Origin of the sequence: Bacillus sp. HMA207 (assembly GCF_003402455.1) — a bacterium.
Lineage (GTDB): Bacteria > Bacillota > Bacilli > Bacillales > Bacillaceae_G > Bacillus_A > Bacillus_A cereus.
This window is the reverse complement of sequence record NZ_BEZT01000002.1, coordinates 315,470-332,390: the sequence shown is the minus strand read 5'-3', so window position 1 is coordinate 332,390 and position 16,921 is coordinate 315,470. Positions and strand designations below refer to the sequence as shown.

Genomic DNA, 16,921 nt, shown 5'->3' with positions numbered 1-16,921 from the left:
TTTTAACGCATAACAGAAACTTTTCTATTACAAATACTTTTTCTTCCCACCGAGTAATAATCTATCTTTTGTTTCTTAACATCTTCATCAGTATAACAATTTCTCCCATCAAATAAAATAGGCTCCCTCATAAGTTGTACGTACTTTTCTAACGGATATGTTTGAATATCTTTCCATTCTGTTACGATAAAAGCCGCACTCGCATCTCTAATCGATTCATCTATACATCTACTATATTGTATAGCATCTCCAAATATATTTTTCATATATTGAATTGCTTTTGGGTCGTAAAGAGCAATATCTGCACCTATATTAAGTAATGCTTCTATTATAATAAGAGATGATGCTTCTCTAATATCATCCGTATTCGGTTTAAAGGATGCGCCAAGAACTGCAATCCGCTTTTTATTCATATTCATAACTTTTTTGGCTTTTTCAATCAATAGCAGCTGCTGCTTATTATTTACTTCAATAACCGCTTTTAACAAACGAAAATCATGAGCAACATTTCCCGCAATTTGTACCAGTGCTTTCGTATCTTTCGGAAAACACGACCCTCCGTAGCCAATGCCCGCATTTAAAAAAGATGCACCAATTCTCTTATCCATTCCCATCCCTTTGGCAACATCCAATACATTCGCGCCTACTTTCTCACATATATTTGAAATTTCATTAATGAAACTAATCTTTGTAGCTAAAAAGGCATTCGACGCGTATTTAATCATCTCTGCACTTTTAATATCTGTAACATACGTTTCTAAACATAATTCACTATACAAACTCTCTACTCTTCTTGCTACTTCCTCACTATCCGCTCCAATTACAATACGATCTCCATGAAAGAAATCATAAATACCTGAACCTTCACGCAAAAACTCTGGATTCGATACGATATGTACTGTATGCCTCCCTTTTAACTTCTCCTCAATCCATCCCTTCATTACATCATTTGTACCTACTGGAACTGTACTTTTCGTAACAACAATAATATCGTTCGTCGCATATAATCCAATATCGTTACAAGCACTCTGAATATACGTTAAATCTGCCGTCCCATCTAATAAAGGCGGTGTTCCAACTGCAATAAATATAAACTCTACATCATCAAATGCCTCTTCTTTATTTGATGTAAAAGTTAAAGCATTATTCTCATATGCATAATTTATTAATTCATGTAATCTAACCTCATAAATAGGTAAATCCCCTTGTTTTATCCGTTCAATTTTTTCATTATCTATATCAAAACATGTAACTGAATGCCCTAATTTTGCCAATCCTACTCCTGTAATCAACCCAACATATCCAGTACCTACTATCGTAATTTTCATTTCCTTTTCGCACAGGAATTTACAATAGAAAAGATATGAACTATAGAACTCTCCCTGCGCTTCCCCCTCTCACGTTAAAAATGAGAAAACCCTTTTCCTTTTTCATTATATGAATTACTTCCCTTACTTTTTTTAAAGTTTTTGTAAAATTAAATGCACTATAAAGTAAAACTTAATCAGTGAGAATGAGGCTGCCAGGTCACGTGTAATAAATTCCCACATTTTAACACGAGACTTACTCATTTCTACGTGCAACACTTATAATACTGAAATAAAAGTATTCACTATCGAAGAAAAAGAGAAAATGTCACATTCCGAAGTCCAGTACGATTAACCTTCTTATATGATTCAACATTCTATATACAATTGTCATATATTTTATTCGCTTCCATTAACCGTAAAAAGAAAAAAAGATTGAATTCTAATCTTTTTGTGATACCATATGTTATGAGCCTGTAAACAAACATCATAATTTTCAGATAAATATATTTTCAAAAAAAAAATTACGTTAGACTATAAAGGGTGGGGTATTAATGGACTCACAAGTGATTTATGCCATTTTGGCATCTTTCATCACTGTACTTGTCGTTACTCCTTTAGTTATTAAATTAGCTTTTAAAATAGGAGCGACAGATAAGCCAAACGCACGTAAAGTGCACCAAAAGATTATGCCACGTCTTGGCGGGTTAGCAATATTTATTGGTGTAGCTGTAGGATTTGTTGTCGGTGGCTTATATGAGCAAAGAATGTTATCGATAACGCTAGGTGCAATTATCATTGTAATCATCGGAATTTTAGATGATATGTACGAGTTATCTGCGAGAGTAAAATTCGGTGGACAACTGTTAGTTGCCATTATGATTGTAAAAAGTGGATTATTAGTGCAAGTATTATATATCCCATTCATTGGGGATACTGAACTTGGATGGCTTGCTTATCCAATTACAGTATTTTGGCTTGTAGGTATTACGAATGCAATCAACTTAATTGACGGCTTAGATGGATTATCTGCTGGGATTTCATCTATCGTACTTGCAACGCTAGCATATATGGCCTTCACTAGCCCATGGGGTACTGGAACAGCTATTATCTTGCCACTTGCATTAATTATATTAGCAAGTACAATTGGATTTTTATTCTACAACTTCCATCCAGCAAAAATTTTCATGGGAGATACAGGAGCACTATTTTTAGGATACTGTATTTCTGTTATATCGTTACTTGGATTATACAAAAGTGTAACGTTATTCAGTTTTATCGTTCCAATTATCATTTTAGGTGTACCTATATTTGATACGATATTTGCAATCATCCGTCGTATCGTAAATAAAAAACCTATTTCAGCACCAGATAAATCGCATTTACATCACCGCTTACTTGCAATGGGATTCTCTCATCGCAAAACGGTACTAATTATATACGCATTCGGTATTTTCTTTAGTGTAAATGCCATTATTTTTACTACTGCAACGTTATGGTTATCCATTATTCTTCTTTTCGCTTTGATTTTCTTCACAGAAATCATCGCTGAAATAATCGGGCTTGTACATGAACGCTACAAACCAATCATTTCCTTTTATAAAAAAGTGAAAAAACGCGAAGACTAATTGTAGTATAGCCTTTTCAATTATGAAATATTCAAATAGCATCCTCTTTCTTATAAGAGGATGCTATTTTTTATTCTCATTTTATATTTCCAAAATATAGATTGTTTGAGAGTTCCTCTATTGGAGAAAGATATACATAATAAGAAAAGTATCAAGTTTTCTTTTTTACATCTTGATTGTCAAACTGAGGGTGAATGTTATGATCAAGCGAGTATTTCAATGTATTATTTTATTTTTAACGATTACTATGTACGTATCATCTAATACTGAAGCAACAACTGTTATTCCTGCTGAATATCATCCAAATACTGAAACAACTTCTCCTACACAAAAAATTGCGTACTTAACATTTGATGACGGGCCAAACAAATATACTACACAAATTTTAAACATCTTAAAAGAAAAGAACGGAAAAGCAACTTTCTTTGTTATTGGTGGAAAAGTACCACATTATAAAAAGACAATGCAACGATTAATTAAAGACGGACATTATATCGGACTTCACAGTATGTCACACGATGTAAAACGCCTTTACACTGGTGACCCTTCCACTTTAATTGCAGAAATGGAGCAAACACAAAGCATTGTCCAGCAAGTTACGAAATTAAATACACATCTCGTTCGCGTTCCATATGGTAGTATGCCTTACTTAAAAAAGAATTACCGTGACGCACTTGTATCGGCCCAGTATAAAATGTGGGATTGGACGATCGATACATACGACTGGAAAAGCTATGACAATCCTTCTGCCATACTCGAAAGAGTACGTAATCAAAGTGATGAACAAGTCGAAGTCATTTTAATGCATGATTCGAGTGTAACCGTACAAATACTGCCAAAAGTAATTGATTATTTACAGTCACAAGGATACAAACTTCTTCCCTATAATCCTTCTTCTCATCTCAAGGTAAATTTTTGGAAAGACACAAGATTGTAACAGCTTTAGTGCCTATGTGCTAAAGCTGTTTTATTTTTCTCTTCCCACCCTTCCCATTTTTGTGTAAAATTTTAAATAGTGATGAAGTTTCGAGGTGAATAGAAATGAAACGAATAGATCTCATTTTTAACGCAATACAAAAAGGCAATTATACAGAAGGTGTAACCGCATCAGAACTCGCTACATTTCTGCAACTAGATCGCGCCAATGTAAGTAGCGATTTAAACAAACTTGTAAAAGATAAACGTTTATTAAAAACAAATACGCGACCTGTTCGTTTTTACATAGAAACGAACACTTCGTTGGAAACGCATTCAAAAGACATAACTTCATTGGATACATTTGCAATTGAAAATACGAGCCTTAAAATTGCAATTGAAAAAGCGAAAGCTTCTATTCTCTATCCTCCAAACGGTATGCATACTTTACTACTGGGAGAAACAGGGGTCGGAAAGTCTATGTTTGCTTCTTTAATGCACGAATATGCAATTGAAGTTGAACAGCTTCCCAAAGATGCACCATTTATCGTCTTTAACTGTGCTGATTATGCAAATAATCCACAGTTACTACTCGGGCAATTATTTGGGATTAAAAAAGGAGCTTATACAGGAGCAAGTGATCAAAAAGGGTTAATTGAAAAAGCACATGAAGGAATTCTTTTCTTAGATGAAGTACATCGCCTGCCTCCAGAGGGACAAGAAATGCTTTTCACCTTTATTGACCGCGGAGTATACCGCCGCCTTGGAGAAACAGAGAACGAACGTAAAGCACAAGTATTAATCATTACTGCAACAACAGAAGAACCAAATTCATTTTTATTAAAAACATTTACAAGACGTATACCGATGACTGTTACGCTGCCACCACTTCGTGAGCGTACACATAAAGAGCGCTTTGCTTTACTACAGCTATTTTTCACAAATGAAGCAATTCGTCTGCGAAAAGACATTCACGTTAGCCCAAATGCAATGCGTGCTTTCGTCTTTTACAATTGTCCCAATAACATCGGTCAATTAAAAACAGATGTTCAAATTGCCTGTGCGAAAGCCTATTCTGATTTGGTCACAAAGAAACGTGATTCTGTCTATGTTTCAAGTACAGATTTACCTTGGTATATGAAAGAAGGGTTGTTCATTGAAAGGAAGAGCCGTCACTTATACCAAATACCAAATGAAACATTTGTATTTACAGGTGAGGAAGGTTGGAGTAATCATAAAACAGAAGATGAAAAACGCTCTTCTATTTACGATTATATTGACTATAAATACGAAGAACTTCAAGCACGTGGTATTGAAGAGGAAGAATTAGAATTACTAATAGAAAATGATGTTCAAAGCTTTTTCGTACAATATTTTAACCAAATATCCAAAAAAACAAGCCATGAAAATGTTTTTAAAATTGTGGATCGTAATATCGTTTCCGTATGTGAAAAAATAGCGGAACTTGCTGAAAAGCATTTATCTAAGACGTTTGATGAAAAAGTATTTCTTGCTTTAAGTTTACATGTACAGACAACTCTACAACGTTTACAAAGCGGAAAACAAATACATCACCCACAATTAAATCAAATTCGTACAAAATATAAAGAAGCTTTTTCCGTAGCTATGCAATGCATTCAACTACTGGAGGAAGAATTACAAATAACAATGCCTATTGATGAAGCTGGCTTTTTAACAATGTTCTTCGTTGTTGATCCAATTCCTGCCTCACAAACAGAAGTAAAAGTATTAATATTAGCACACGGTAATGGTATCGCAACTGAAATGGCAAACGTTGCAAACGAACTTCTCGGCATTGAGGAAGTAACCGGTATTGATATGCCGTTACACGAATCACCGAAAGATTTCTTGGAACGTGTGAAAGTGTATATGAAAACACTACAAAATGTAAATGGGCTTCTCTTACTTGTCGATATGGGGTCACTTGCTTATATCGGTGACATATTAGAAACGGAGTTCAAAATCCCTGTACGTGTTCTCTCGATGACGAGCACACCACATGCACTAGAAGCAGCTCGAAAAGCTCAGCTCGGTTATTCATTAGATGCGCTGTATGAAACAGTAAAAAATTTAACACCGTTTTACTTAAACGTACAAGAAGAAAAGAAAAAACCTCTCTCTCCAATGAAATCTGTTATTTTAACAGCTTGTTTAACTGGTGAAGGAAGTGCTTTAGCTATTCAAAAAATGTTAGAGAACTATTTACGATTTGATAAAGACTTAATTGAAATTATTCCGATTAGTATCGTCCATGAAAAAGATTTAACGAAAATGATCGAGAACATAAAAAAAGAGCGTAATATCATTTGTATCGTCACGAATTTCGATGTGCAAGTGCCGTGCTTAACATATCATTTCCAAGACATCGTAAACTACACAGCGATTCAGCCCATTCAAGAATTAATTACGTATGAAGAAACATATGCAAAAATGGCGGATATTCTTGAACAACAAATGCAGCGTAACGATGGGGCATTACTGATTAAAACAATTCGTTACGCATTAAATACAATTCAAGAATTAATTTCCTTACAGCTAACTCCTGATAGCTTAATGGGGGTTATTCTGCATATGAGCTGTATGGTTGACCGTCTTCAAAAAGGAGAAAGCCTTCTTCCTCACCCTGATAAAGAGAAAAGAAGACAAGATGAATACTGGATGTATATGAAAGTAAAAAAAGCATTGCAACCGATTGAAAATACATTTGAAATACAAATACCTGATGACGAAGTATTTTACGTTATGGACTTCTTTATTAAAAATCAGCCTGTTAAAAATTAATTGAGGCCGTTTTTAAAAATATCGACCGTAACGTGAGTTATATCGGCGCAACTCAGATTATATCAGCGATTTTCAAAACATGTCGATTTACCGACAATAATCGCTAAAACTAGCACCTTATATAATGAGAAAAGGCTGTTCCAACATATGGACAGCCTTTTCCTCTACTTCTTTACTTTTCTAACTCTCCCTCTTATTTCTCCTCTTTTTTGTGATTTCGTATGGACATTAACATATACATTTGCTTGAATAATTTCTTGAAGTAAATGTACAAATGATTTCCCTTGTAAAGGTCCCTCAAAATCCTCTACATTCACTACACCAGTAATACTTCCCTCGTTCAAACTAATCCCTTGCTCCAGTGGACCATACAAATATAAAACAACAGGACCAATTTGAGTAGACTTCCCTAAATGAATTTGACACGATGTAACCTTTTCTATATTTTTTAGTATTACTCTGTAATGCAATTTCGTTAAATCATCACTAAAAATAAACTCTGCTACCCCAAAAGCTTCTGTATTTACAGGAGGCACTTCCCTCTTACCTGTTAACCTGGCAAAGAAATGTGTTGTCATAAGGCATTCTCCTTATATAAATTTCCCAGCACTACTTCTACTACTTTATGGTTTAGACATAATCATTTATGACTTTTTCAATTTTAATTACAAAGAAAAGATTCACAAAATCTTTACATTAAAATCGTTCCTGTAGATTGAAAGTCTCTTGTATAATGCACATAGAAAAACATTATAGGAGGTTATTTTGAAAAAAAACAAACACATCTTTCACACATTATTAGAGATTTTTCTCGTCTCATTTAAATTAGGACTTACTTCATTCGGCGGTCCTGTCGCTCATCTCGGCTATTTTCACCACGAATACGTGCAAAAAAGAAAATGGATGGATGAACGAAGCTATGGAGATTTAGTAGCGCTATGTCAATTCCTTCCTGGTCCTGCCAGCAGTCAAGTCGGTATGGGGGTTGGATTATTAAGAGGCGGACTATTAGGAGCTATTATTTCATGGATTGGATTCACTTTACCGTCTGTACTTGTTTTGGTTTTCTTCGCCTCATTCCTTAATCAGTTCGATCTTGGAAGTGCTGGCTGGATTCATGGACTAAAACTTGTAGCAGTAGCTATTGTCGCTCATGCCATATGGGGAATGGCGCGAAAGTTAACTCCAGATCGCAACCGTGCGACGATTGCGATTGTAACTGCCGCAATTGCCTTATTATGGCCAAGTAGTTGGACACAAGTCATCCTTATTATAATATGTGGCTTTATCGGTTGGTTTTTATATCGCAACCAACCAATTAGCCAATCTCAAAATATAAAAGTACCTATTTCAAAAAAGATAGCAGTTTCTTGTCTCGTCTTATTCTTTGGACTATTACTACTGCTACCGATATTAAGACCGTTTTCTTATTACATCGCTTTATTTGATAGTTTCTATCGCTCTGGCGCACTTGTATTTGGAGGAGGACACGTCGTGCTGCCCCTTCTTGAAGGTGAGTTCTTACAAAACGGAATGATGACGAAAGAACAGTTCCTAGCTGGATACGGATTAACACAAGCAGTACCAGGACCACTATTTACATTCGCCTCTTATATAGGAGCAGTATTAAACGGGACGCTTGGGGCAACACTCGCAACAATTGCGATTTTCCTCCCTGCTTTCTTACTCGTTATTGGTGTTTTACCATTTTGGAACAGTGTGAGAAAAATATCATTCATACAAGGCGCACTACTTGGTGTTAACGCCGCAGTTGTTGGTATTTTAATTGCCGCTTTTTATGATCCTATTTGGACGAGTACAGTTATAAATGCTTCAGATTTCGTTTTCGCTTCGCTTCTTTTTTGCTTACTAGCTTTTTGGAAAACACCACCTTGGGTTATCGTTATACTGGGAGCCTTTGGCGGATATATTCTGTCCATTTTATAAATAGAAAAAACGACGGCATGATGTAGCCGTCGTTTTTTCTATTAAAACTTCACAAGCTCTATGCCTTCTGGCAACTTACTCTCTGTTAAAATACGCAATTCCTTCACACGATCCATTACGTAAGAAGAACGCTTCACAAGCTCTGGATCAATATAAGCTGGATGAACCATAATTTCTACCGTTTGTTCACCTTGTACTCTTTCTTTTAACTTCACAAAGTAATCTTCCGTCACACCATCCGCATAAAAGTCACTGTAAAACACATCAGAAAATGGATGCACCGCTCTATCTTCCTCACAACGACGAATCGGAACATTATATTTAGCCGCTAATCTCTCAAGAACATCATGTAAAATCGGTAAACCATGCACATGATGATGACTATCTAAATGAGTTGGTGTTAATCCGTAAGATAAAAACTTCTCAATTTGAGCAGTCCATTCTCTCTCAACTTCTTCTGGATTTATATTCCCTTCCCTTACAACACTTTGTTTATGAAACGATCCGTTTTCCCCTACGAGTGACGGTACATCCTTTAACAGTGGTTCTCCTGCCGTTAATACGAGATGTACGCCTACTCCGAGTAGGTTATACTCTTTCGCTAAGCGTACCGCATGCTCTGTTCCTGGCATATTCATCATCATCGTCGTTGAATTTACAAGTCCATTTATATGCCCATCAATAATGCCGTAATTTGTACCTTCTGTAAGACCGAAATCATCTGCATTTACAATTAACTTAATCATCATAATACCTCCTAATAGAATAAAAAAAGCGGGCTAAATAGCGCCGCTTTTACTTCTCTACCTTTTTAAAGAACTGTGGAAGATACTCTTTATGTGCTTCCAACATTTCATCTAAAATTTGTTTTGCAACTTTATCTGATGGTACAAGTGGATTGATTGTCATAGCAAGCAGCGCCTTATGATAATCCCCTGTAACAGCAGCTTCAATTGTTGTGCGCTCGAATGATTTAATTTGTTGTACTAAACCGCGAACTGGTACTGGAAGGTCTCCAACTGCAATTGGTTTTGGGCCTTCTTTCGTAATAATACAGTTCACTTCAACAGCTGAATCATGTGGTAAGCTTGCAATTGTTCCGTTGTTTCGTGTATTAACAGGCTGGATATCACCTTTATTATTGTAAATAGACGTAATTAAGCTACATGCTGCATCACTATAATAAGCTCCGCCACGTTTTTCTAATTGTGGTGGTTTAATATCTAAGTTCGGGTCTTTATATAACTCAAATAAATCATTTTCTAATTGTTTTACTACTTCTGCACGTGTACCTTTTTCAACAGAAGCTTCTTTCTCTTCTTCTAACATTTCACGTGTTTTGTAGTAATAACGATGGTATGGACATGGAATCGCACGAAGTCCGCGAATAAAGTCTGGCTCCCAGTTAAGCGCTGCGATATTTTCCATCGTAATTTGTTTTTCTGGATCTGTCACAAGCTCTAACACACGGTCCATTACACTTACGCCATCTAAGTATACATCTAGTCCGTATACCATATGATTTAAACCTGCGAAATCAACGTGAACACGACTTGCATCTACTTCAAGTAATCTTGCAAGACCCATACGAATTCCGATTGGAACGTTACATAGACCAACTACTCTTTGAATATTTGTATAACGAAGGACAGCCTCTGTTACCATACCAGCTGGATTTGCAAAGTTAATTAACCATGCATTTGGACAGAGCTCCTCCATATCCTTACAAATATCTAAAATAACAGGAATCGTTCTCAATGCTTTGAATAAACCACCAGGACCATTCGTTTCCTGACCGATTACATCATACTTTAACGGAATTGCTTCATCTTTTGCACGTGCTTCTAATAAACCAACGCGAAGTTGTGTTGTTACGAAGTCAGCATCTTTTAATGCCTCACGGCGATCAAGTGTTAAATGTACCTCGATTGGTAAGCCTGATTTTTTCACCATACGTTTCGCTAAGTTACCAACGATTTCTAACTTTTCTTTTCCTGCCTCAATATCTACTAACCAAATTTCACGAACAGGAAGCTCATCATAACGCTTAATAAATCCTTCAATTAACTCTGGTGTATAACTAGATCCACCGCCGATTGTAGCAATTTTAATTCCAGTCATGCTTTATTCCCCTTTCGCTTCAAGCTTTTTATAAAGATCGATAAACTCTGCTGCTAATTCTTTCACTGTAATCGCATTCATTAAATGATCTTGTGCGTGAATTAAAAGAACACTAACCTCTGTTTTTTCTCCTCTTGCTTCTGATTGTATGAGCTCTGTTTGGAAATGATGCGCTTCATTAATCGCTTCTTTTGCCTTTACCATCGCTTCATCTGCTTCTGCCATTTTCCCCTGTTTGGCAAATTGAAGTGCCTCCATCGCAAAGCTTCGTGCGTTACCACTATTTAAAATCAATTGGAATGGAATTTGTTCTGCTGTAGTCATCATAATTACCGCCCTCTCTATAAGGTTCAACCGATTTAAATACCCCTTCAGTTTGAACATGTCTATTAAAGTATGAATTTATTAATGATAGTTTAGTGTTCATATAGATGTTTTTCATCTTTTTGAACATGATATAAAGGTAATTATTCTGACGAGCTATAAGAACTCGCCAGAATAATATTTTTTAAAGTGATACTGAATTGTCGCTTCCTTTTGTTTCAGCTTTTGCAGCCTGTACATAAGTACGGTCACACATTAATACGAATGGATAGTAAATTACTACCGCGATTGCAAAGTTTACCACTTGTAGTGCTGCACCAGCGATGCTTCCGCCCGCTACAAGATAACCACTAAAGATTGGTGGCATTGTCCAAGGAACTAAAGCAACTGTTTTTGGTACCCACCCTAAAGAAATCGCTGTATAAGAAGTAATAACTAATACAACCGGTGTAAGTACGAATGGAATGATTAACGCTGGATTTAATACGATTGGTGTACCGAAAATAACTGGTTCGTTAATATTGAAGAAACCAGGACCGATAGATACGCGACCTACACCACGAAGTTGCGCACTTTTTGCAACAAGCATTACCGCTACTAAGAATGCTAATGTTGCACCTGATCCGCCGATGTATACGTATACATCAAAGAATGGCTTTGTGAAAATGTGCGGTACATCATATGCAGACATACCATCGTTAAATAATTTAATGTTCTTTTCTAGTGCTGGTAAATAAATTGGGTCGATAATACCACCGATAATATTAGGACCATGTAATCCGAAGAACCATAATACGTGAATAAGTAATGCGATAATAATTGCACTTGGTAACGTACCTGCTAAACCTTGTAATGGTAATTGAATTGTTTCAAATACGATTTTATGAATACTTGTTCCCGCTAATTTCACAGCTAACTGAATACTTGCTGTTACGATTAAAATAACGAATGCTGGAACTAATGCTGCGAATGATTTCATTACTGCTGGTGGAACACCATCTGGCATCTTAATTGTAATATCCCTTTGAACAAAGAACCTGAATACCTCGGTTACAAGAAGAGCTACAATGATAGAAACGAATAAACCTTGTGATCCTGTCCAAGCTAAATCAATACCGCCTTCTTTTGGCGTTGTCGGAGATATAATAATTAATGCACCGAATGTAATAATTGCTGCTGACAACGCGTCTACACCGTAAGATTTCGCTAAATTATAACTTATCCCAACTGCGGCTATGAGGGCTAATATTGCAAAGGACCCTGTCCACATACCACCGCCGATATCTTTCCAAACATCCCCAAATGCACCCTTCATAAGTTTTTGGAATGCATCAACTGGTAGATTATTTATAAGTACTGCAAATGATCCAACTAAGATAAGAGGCATAACTGCGATAAATCCATCACGGATCGCAACTAAGTGACGCTGCGATCCGATTCTTCCTGCGACTGGAACTAAATATTTCTCCATAAATGCAATAAACTTTTGCATTTCGCTTCCCCCCTAATTATTTTTTAAGTGTTAATGCGTGATCTAAAACTGCTTCTCCATTCATCATGCCGTAGTGCATTGGATTGATAACGTCGATTCCAACGTTTCTCTCATCAGCAAGCGTTTTCATTGAAGAAAGCATGTAACGAACTTGTGGTCCTAGTAATAATACATCTGCTTGATCGATATTCGTTTTTACTGCATCCCCAGATACAGCCCAAATCTTGCCTTCTAAACCGCGAGCTTTTGCAGCCGCTTCCATTTTTGTAACTAGTAAACTTGTAGACATCCCTGCTGAGCAACATAATAAAATATTCATTTGAAAATCCCCCTTGTGTAGTATAAAAAATTTATGTTTTATTTATTTTTCTTTACGCTATTTATTAATGCAATTAGCGTGCCAACTTTTTAAAACCACTAAAATCAGCACTTTTTCGACTATTTTCTTTGTGTGTTAACGCTTTCAATTAGTGTGTCGTCCAAAAAACACACAGTGTGTTATAAAACAACACGCTTTTAACACATAACTGTATGAAAATAGATTAGTGTTTAGTTGTCTAGTTGTGTTTAATATGGAAAAACACTAAAAAAACTTTTTTATCGTAGGAATCTAGTAAAAAACAACATTTTCTTGGGCTCAGTCTTCTATCTATTCTATTGTCCAAGCAAACTCTACTAGATTACATAAAATAAAATAAAATAGAATAAAATAACACAATTCGAAAGGGGATTCCTATGCCAAAACATAGAAAAAAAGCAAAATAAAGATTTATAGAATAACAAGCTATAAAAAAGACAAGCGTTCTGAATTAGACTCTGACAAATTTGAACTAGAACAGCAGGACAAGCATGATATACAAGACAAACAGGACAAACAGGATGAGCAGAATAAGCAAGATAAGCAAGTACAATCGGAAAATGTAACTATAGTACCTACAGATTCACACAGCTTAGATGTGTGGGATGAAATTTCTCTAAAGGAAATACAAGCTGGTGAACATACGAGCCTATTTGAAGAAAAGAGTAATTATCAAAATATTAATTTAGTCCAAGTAAACGATGTTCGCTTATACTTGGACAAGCAACTACAATTCAGTTCCGTTGATGAGCAAATTTATCATGAAGCACTTGTACATCCGATTATGGCAAAAGTAATTGATCCAAAACGTGTTCTCATATTAGGTGGTGGCGATGGCCTTGCCTTACGAGAAGTTTTGAAATATGAAACTGTGCTACATGTAGACCTTGTTGATTTAGACGAGGCAATGATTAATATGGCACGTAATGTTCCAGAAATAGTATCTTTAAACAAAAATGCTTTTTTTGATAATCGTGTGAACGTGCACGTATGCGATGCAAAAGAATTTCTAAATTCACCTTCATCTTTATACGATGTAATCATTATTGATTTTCCAGACCCAGCGACAGAATTATTAAGTACTTTATATACAAGCGAACTATTTGCTCGTATAGCTACATTCTTAACAGAAGATGGTGCTTTCGTCTGTCAATCTAATTCACCTGCTGATGCACCTCTAGTATATTGGAGTATCGGTAATACAATTGAACACGCTGGATTAACTGTGAAGAGTTATCATACAATCGTTCCTTCTTTCGGAACTGACTGGGGATTTCATCTTGCTACTAATTCTGCACATGTACTCGATCAAATTGAACAATTATATGTAGTACCAACTCCTCGAACATTGCCTGCTCTTCTTTTTCCTTTATTTCAATTTAAAGAAGAACATTTAGAACAACGGAACCTCGCTCTTTTAAATTCAGAATCAAATCTTATCTTACATCAATGCTACAAACAGGAAATGAAGTTTTGACAATATTATAATAAGGAGTGCTACCCTATGGAATATTCTACTTTTGGCAAGCATATAATAGTAGATTTGTGGGGAGTGGACTTTTCCCTATTAGATGATATGCAATTTTTAGAATATCATCTAGTTACAGCTGCAGATTACTCTGGTGCCCATGTTTTAAACGTAAGTAAAAAAGAGTTCCAGCCATATGGTGTTACTGTATTAGTGTTATTATCAGAAAGCCATCTTTCCATTCACACTTACCCGGAACAAAATTTTGCAGCTATTGACTGTTATACTTGCGGTACAACCGTTGAACCACAAATATCGATTGATTATATCGTAAATATATTAAAACCGGAGCGGATGCATATAAAAAGATTAATTCGTGGTATAGGAGAAATTGTTACTGCCGATTAATTATAACTCTTACTCATCCGAAAAAAGGAGGATTGTAAAATACCATCAGTGGGATGAACATTTCGCTGATGGTACAGGCACATACATAAAATGAAATTTTAATTAGTGGGTGTTTTACTGCCCGTTAATTCAAGATAAAAAAACCTTGCATAAGCAAGGTTCATTCATCCACCGACATCTTCCTATATAACTCTACAAACTCACTCGCTAATTCTTTCACCGTAATTGCATTCATTAAATGATCTTGCGCGTGTACCATTAAAAGAGTAACTTCGGTCTTTTCGCCACCAGCTTCTTTCTGGATAAGCTCCGTTTGTACACGGTGCGCCTCTTTTAATTCCTCTAGTGCTTCTTGTAATTTAGCTTCAGCTTCTGTAAACTCCCCACGCTTCGCACAATCAATGGCTTCCATTGAACAACTTCTCGCGTTTCCCCCATGCAAGATTAAATGAAAAGCTTTCGTCTCTATCGTATCCATTTTAGTTCTTTACTCCCCCTTTTCTTCCGCCAGTTTTTGTTTATCCCATATTTTTAAGAACGGTAAATAAATGAAGAATGCTAGCGCAAAGTTAACAAGTTGCAAAATAACACCTGAAATTTTCCCGCCCGATCCTAAATATCCACTAAAAAGAATAGGTGTCGTCCAAGGTACAGCGGCCCCACTCGGACGTGCGACCCATCCCCATTCCATTGCAAAGTAAGAAACAATTGTTAACACAACTGGAACTAATATGAATGGAATTAGTAAAAGTGGGTTCATTACAATCGGCATACCAAAAGTTACCATCTCATTAATATTAAATATACCAGGTGCAATTGACAATCTCCCTAAACTTTTTAATTGTTGACTTCGTGCAAATAGTAACATTCCGACAACTAGAGCAAGCGTTGCACCAGAACCGCCCATATAAATCCATAAGTCAAAAAACTGTGCCGTAATCGTATTTGGTACATCTTGCCCAGCTTGAAAAGCGACTCGGTTTTGATCCATTAACGACAACCAAACGGGGCTCATTACACCACCAACAATAGTAGCACCATGAATTCCACACGACCAAAGAACATGAACGAGAATAACTGCTATTATTGCGCCCCAAAGACTAGCACCAAGTACACTAAGTGGTTCCTGTAAAATTTGTCCTACAATATTATGGATACTGCCAAAAGAAGTATTTTCTATAATTAAGCGTAAAATCCAAATAACTGTTACAACAATAAATCCTGGAACAAGTGCCGCAAATGAACGCGTGACAGCTGGTGGAACTGTCTCTGGCATCTTTATAATTATCTTTTTTTGTACAATAAATCGATACAGTTCAGTAGATATAAGTGCAATAATCATTGCTACAAATAACCCTTGGCTTCCCATTAATGCAGCTGGGATAGCGCCTTCTACAAGTACACTTTCTTTTGTACTTGGTATAATATATGCAACTTGAAATGGCGTCGCAAGTAAAAACGTCACAAGCGACAATGCCCCGGATGCTAAAGCATCCACTTTATAATACTCTCCAAGCCTGTAAGCGATTCCAAAAACAGCTATTAAAGCCATTATATTAAAAGTTGCACTAACTGGATACCCTAAAGCTCTCTGCCAATTCTCACCAAACAAACCTGCCATAAACTCGTTATATCCGGGTATCGGCAGTGCACTAATAATGAGGAAAAACGATCCAATAATTAAGAAAGGCATCGTTAAAATAATTCCATCTCGAATTGCTTGTAAATGCCTCTGCTCTGCAACCTTCCCTGCTACCGGCATCACATACTTCTCTAAAAACCGTATCATCTATCCCACTCTCCTCATGGTTTCATTGACAAAGCTGCTTGCAAGATAGCTTCTCCATTACAAAGTCCGTAATGAACAGATTGAATGACATCAACAGGTATCCCTTTATCCTTACATAATTCTTTCATTTTCGGTAATAAATAACGTACTTGCGGTCCAAGTAAAAGGACATCAGCTTTATCAATATGACTATTCACTTCAGAACCTGATACTGCCCAGATTGTTACTTCTATCCCTCTTGTCTCTGCTGCTTTCTCCATCTTTGTAACAATCAAACTGGAAGACATTCCCGCTGCACAGCAAAGTAAAATATTCATCCCGCTTCCCTCCCCTTTTTTCTCTACCTAAATTATGGTGCACTC

The 16,921-nt window shown here is 36.2% G+C and carries 15 protein-coding genes and 1 pseudogene; 6 read left to right on the top strand and 10 right to left on the bottom strand.

Annotation, left to right across the window (positions count from 1 at the left end; all coding sequences use genetic code 11):
* Positions 1-2: 2 nt before the first annotated feature.
* Positions 3-1,328: a UDP-glucose dehydrogenase family protein gene (locus HMAS_RS22150; protein ID WP_116345032.1), complete on the bottom strand. Its 1,326-nt coding sequence runs from the start codon at positions 1,326-1,328 to the stop codon at positions 3-5.
* Between the two features lie 533 nt (positions 1,329-1,861).
* Here HMAS_RS22150 and HMAS_RS22145 point away from each other — a divergent pair.
* The 3 genes from HMAS_RS22145 to HMAS_RS22135 all read left to right on the top strand — a co-directional run bounded on the left by HMAS_RS22145 (position 1,862) and on the right by HMAS_RS22135 (position 6,652).
* Complete coding sequence (locus tag HMAS_RS22145; RefSeq protein ID WP_000378318.1) at positions 1,862-2,935, top strand: glycosyltransferase family 4 protein; 1,074 nt, start codon at positions 1,862-1,864, stop codon at positions 2,933-2,935.
* A gap of 199 nt (positions 2,936-3,134) precedes the next feature.
* Positions 3,135-3,872, top strand: a complete 738-nt coding sequence (locus HMAS_RS22140; protein WP_000597149.1) for a polysaccharide deacetylase family protein — start codon at positions 3,135-3,137, stop codon at positions 3,870-3,872.
* A gap of 104 nt (positions 3,873-3,976) precedes the next feature.
* Positions 3,977-6,652 carry a PRD domain-containing protein gene (locus HMAS_RS22135; RefSeq protein WP_000820967.1) on the top strand — a complete coding sequence of 892 codons (2,676 nt, stop codon included), beginning with the start codon at positions 3,977-3,979 and terminating at the stop codon, positions 6,650-6,652.
* A gap of 164 nt (positions 6,653-6,816) precedes the next feature.
* On the opposite strand, the gene exsM is transcribed toward HMAS_RS22135, so the two are convergent.
* Positions 6,817-7,230 carry an exosporium regulatory protein ExsM gene (gene exsM, locus HMAS_RS22130; protein WP_000207046.1) on the bottom strand — a complete coding sequence of 138 codons (414 nt, stop codon included), beginning with the start codon at positions 7,228-7,230 and terminating at the stop codon, positions 6,817-6,819.
* 187 nt (positions 7,231-7,417) lie between these two features.
* Between exsM and HMAS_RS22125 the strand changes: the two genes are divergently transcribed.
* Positions 7,418-8,599, top strand: a complete 1,182-nt coding sequence (locus tag HMAS_RS22125; protein ID WP_061113756.1) for a chromate transporter — start codon at positions 7,418-7,420, stop codon at positions 8,597-8,599.
* A gap of 41 nt (positions 8,600-8,640) precedes the next feature.
* Here HMAS_RS22125 and chbG read toward each other — a convergent pair whose 3' ends face one another.
* The 5 genes from chbG to HMAS_RS22100 all read right to left on the bottom strand — a co-directional run bounded on the left by chbG (position 8,641) and on the right by HMAS_RS22100 (position 12,855).
* Entirely contained in the window at positions 8,641-9,345 is a 705-nt protein-coding gene (gene chbG / locus HMAS_RS22120) for a chitin disaccharide deacetylase (RefSeq protein ID WP_061113757.1), read from the bottom strand.
* Between the two features lie 49 nt (positions 9,346-9,394).
* Positions 9,395-10,720: a 6-phospho-beta-glucosidase gene (celF, locus tag HMAS_RS22115; RefSeq protein ID WP_000145762.1), complete on the bottom strand. Its 1,326-nt coding sequence runs from the start codon at positions 10,718-10,720 to the stop codon at positions 9,395-9,397.
* Between the two features lie 3 nt (positions 10,721-10,723).
* Positions 10,724-11,047: a PTS lactose/cellobiose transporter subunit IIA gene (locus tag HMAS_RS22110; protein ID WP_000989055.1), complete on the bottom strand. Its 324-nt coding sequence runs from the start codon at positions 11,045-11,047 to the stop codon at positions 10,724-10,726.
* Positions 11,048-11,228: 181 nt separating this feature from the next.
* Positions 11,229-12,536 (bottom strand): PTS cellobiose transporter subunit IIC, encoded by a 1,308-nt coding sequence (gene celB / locus HMAS_RS22105; protein WP_001168854.1) that lies wholly within the window; start codon positions 12,534-12,536, stop codon positions 11,229-11,231.
* A 16-nt stretch (positions 12,537-12,552) separates the two neighbouring features.
* Positions 12,553-12,855, bottom strand: a complete 303-nt coding sequence (locus HMAS_RS22100; protein ID WP_001023569.1) for a PTS sugar transporter subunit IIB — start codon at positions 12,853-12,855, stop codon at positions 12,553-12,555.
* Positions 12,856-13,271: 416 nt separating this feature from the next.
* Between HMAS_RS22100 and HMAS_RS22095 the strand changes: the two are divergent.
* Positions 13,272-14,371, top strand: a pseudogene (locus tag HMAS_RS22095) (polyamine aminopropyltransferase).
* 27 nt (positions 14,372-14,398) lie between these two features.
* Complete coding sequence (gene speD, locus HMAS_RS22090; RefSeq protein ID WP_000456823.1) at positions 14,399-14,770, top strand: adenosylmethionine decarboxylase; 372 nt, start codon at positions 14,399-14,401, stop codon at positions 14,768-14,770.
* A 160-nt stretch (positions 14,771-14,930) separates the two neighbouring features.
* Here the strand turns inward: speD and HMAS_RS22085 are convergent, their stop codons facing one another.
* The 3 genes from HMAS_RS22085 to HMAS_RS22075 are packed head-to-tail and all read right to left on the bottom strand — an operon-like array spanning position 14,931 to position 16,876.
* Positions 14,931-15,248 carry a PTS lactose/cellobiose transporter subunit IIA gene (locus HMAS_RS22085; protein ID WP_000379645.1) on the bottom strand — a complete coding sequence of 106 codons (318 nt, stop codon included), beginning with the start codon at positions 15,246-15,248 and terminating at the stop codon, positions 14,931-14,933.
* Between the two features lie 9 nt (positions 15,249-15,257).
* Positions 15,258-16,559, bottom strand: a complete 1,302-nt coding sequence (celB, locus tag HMAS_RS22080; RefSeq protein WP_000617789.1) for a PTS cellobiose transporter subunit IIC — start codon at positions 16,557-16,559, stop codon at positions 15,258-15,260.
* Positions 16,560-16,573: 14 nt separating this feature from the next.
* Positions 16,574-16,876, bottom strand: a complete 303-nt coding sequence (locus HMAS_RS22075; RefSeq protein ID WP_001023557.1) for a PTS sugar transporter subunit IIB — start codon at positions 16,874-16,876, stop codon at positions 16,574-16,576.
* Positions 16,877-16,921 lie beyond the last annotated feature (45 nt).

Coding starts and splice junctions, on each gene's coding strand:
- HMAS_RS22150 (WP_116345032.1), bottom strand. CDS start 1,328: ATGAAAATTACGATAGTAGGTACTGGATATGTTGGGTTGATTACAGGA.
- HMAS_RS22145 (WP_000378318.1), top strand. CDS start 1,862: ATGGACTCACAAGTGATTTATGCCATTTTGGCATCTTTCATCACTGTA.
- HMAS_RS22140 (WP_000597149.1), top strand. CDS start 3,135: ATGATCAAGCGAGTATTTCAATGTATTATTTTATTTTTAACGATTACT.
- HMAS_RS22135 (WP_000820967.1), top strand. CDS start 3,977: ATGAAACGAATAGATCTCATTTTTAACGCAATACAAAAAGGCAATTAT.
- exsM (WP_000207046.1), bottom strand. CDS start 7,230: ATGACAACACATTTCTTTGCCAGGTTAACAGGTAAGAGGGAAGTGCCT.
- chbG (WP_061113757.1), bottom strand. CDS start 9,345: ATGATTAAGTTAATTGTAAATGCAGATGATTTCGGTCTTACAGAAGGT.
- celF (WP_000145762.1), bottom strand. CDS start 10,720: ATGACTGGAATTAAAATTGCTACAATCGGCGGTGGATCTAGTTATACA.
- HMAS_RS22110 (WP_000989055.1), bottom strand. CDS start 11,047: ATGATGACTACAGCAGAACAAATTCCATTCCAATTGATTTTAAATAGT.
- celB (WP_001168854.1), bottom strand. CDS start 12,536: ATGCAAAAGTTTATTGCATTTATGGAGAAATATTTAGTTCCAGTCGCA.
- HMAS_RS22100 (WP_001023569.1), bottom strand. CDS start 12,855: ATGAATATTTTATTATGTTGCTCAGCAGGGATGTCTACAAGTTTACTA.
- speD (WP_000456823.1), top strand. CDS start 14,399: ATGGAATATTCTACTTTTGGCAAGCATATAATAGTAGATTTGTGGGGA.
- HMAS_RS22085 (WP_000379645.1), bottom strand. CDS start 15,248: ATGGATACGATAGAGACGAAAGCTTTTCATTTAATCTTGCATGGGGGA.
- celB (WP_000617789.1), bottom strand. CDS start 16,559: ATGATACGGTTTTTAGAGAAGTATGTGATGCCGGTAGCAGGGAAGGTT.
- HMAS_RS22075 (WP_001023557.1), bottom strand. CDS start 16,876: ATGAATATTTTACTTTGCTGTGCAGCGGGAATGTCTTCCAGTTTGATT.